This window comes from Bradyrhizobium sp. AS23.2 (assembly GCF_001908185.1).
Lineage (GTDB): Bacteria > Pseudomonadota > Alphaproteobacteria > Rhizobiales > Xanthobacteraceae > Bradyrhizobium.
The window spans coordinates 1-1,194 of record NZ_LGHM01000400.1 but is presented as its reverse complement, the minus strand read 5'-3'; the positions used below and the strand labels follow the sequence as shown (position 1 = coordinate 1,194).

General features: G+C 65.3%; 1 protein-coding gene. It reads right to left on the bottom strand.

Annotated elements, in window-relative coordinates; translation table 11 throughout:
• Positions 1-951 (bottom strand): IS110 family transposase, encoded by a 951-nt coding sequence (locus tag AC630_RS42495; RefSeq protein ID WP_074124415.1) that lies wholly within the window; start codon positions 949-951, stop codon positions 1-3.
• Positions 952-1,194 lie beyond the last annotated feature (243 nt).

Below are 1,194 nucleotides of genomic sequence, written 5' to 3'. Positions count from 1 at the left end.
CTACCCTGCCGCAGCCGCGGTTGACGTTTGCGCCGTCGCATCCCGCAGTCGCGCGTTCAGCCGCACCAGCATTTTGCGCATCACGGCCACCATGATCACCTTGCCGGGCTTGCCATGGGCCCGCAGGCGGCTGCAGAACTCCTTGATCTGTGGATCGAAGCGCATCGCCGTACGTGCCGGGTTGAACAGGATGACCTTGATGGCCGTCCGTCCTGGCGCCAGGCCGCGACGCCTGCGAATGGTTCCGCTCTCGTGCACACGCGGCGCCAGCCCGCCGAGCGCAGTAGTCGCCTTGCGAGCGAGGCGGCCGAGCTCGGGTAACTCGGCCAGGAGGGCGCGCGCGGTTTGTTCGGCAACGCCGATTTGGCTGCAGAGAACCCCCTCTTTGAACGCCAGCTCGGCATGTCCGACCTCGTGCTGGACAAGCTCGGCGGCGATCGCCGCCAGCATCTCCTCCAAATGAGCGATCGTCCGCTCGGTCGAGCAGCGGACGGCTTCCACGGCTGCTGTTGCCGCGCGACACCTTTCCGCATGCAGCATGGCCTTGAGCTGTCGCTGCCGTGCCATCAAAGCGTCGAGCGTGACGTCTTCCCGGCGGCCCAGTCGCAGCTTGCCGGCATTCAACCGGTCGCGCCCGTAGTCTCGCAGCAGCCGCGCGTCGATGCGATCCGTCTTGGCTTTGACGCCTTGCGCCTCGCGGAAGGCCTTGACCCGTTGCGAATGCACGACCGCCCAACAGATGGCCCTGTCAGCCAGTGCCGCCTCCAGGGGCCGTTCCCAGCCGCCGCAGCGCTCGAACACGACGACGTCCTGTGACGGATCGAGCTTCTCGATAAATGCCGCGATCCCCGCCGCATTGTTGCTGCTGCGCGCGACACGCTCAGAGCCTTCCGTGGCCACATCCAGCCAATGCTTGCCGATATCGACGCCAACAACTCGCTTGCCGTTCATGCCGACCTCCCTCATCCTAGGCGGGTCCGGAACGAGCACTGGATTGCAAACGGGCGAACAGCCCTCTCTACCGTTCGTGCCCGGACCCAGAAGCGCCGGCGGGCCTCCAGATCTGCACGATCGTCAGGATCTTCCGGGACCGCGAGGTCCCGCCAGCGTCTCATCTTCCATCAGGAAGACGCCAACAACATGCAATCCGGGACCCATAACCACAGGAAGATGTGGTGGCGCGAGATGTGAGTT

Excerpts from the sequence above, each read along its gene's own strand:
- AC630_RS42495 (WP_074124415.1), bottom strand. The coding sequence starts at position 951 with ATGAACGGCAAGCGAGTTGTTGGCGTCGATATCGGCAAGCATTGGCTG.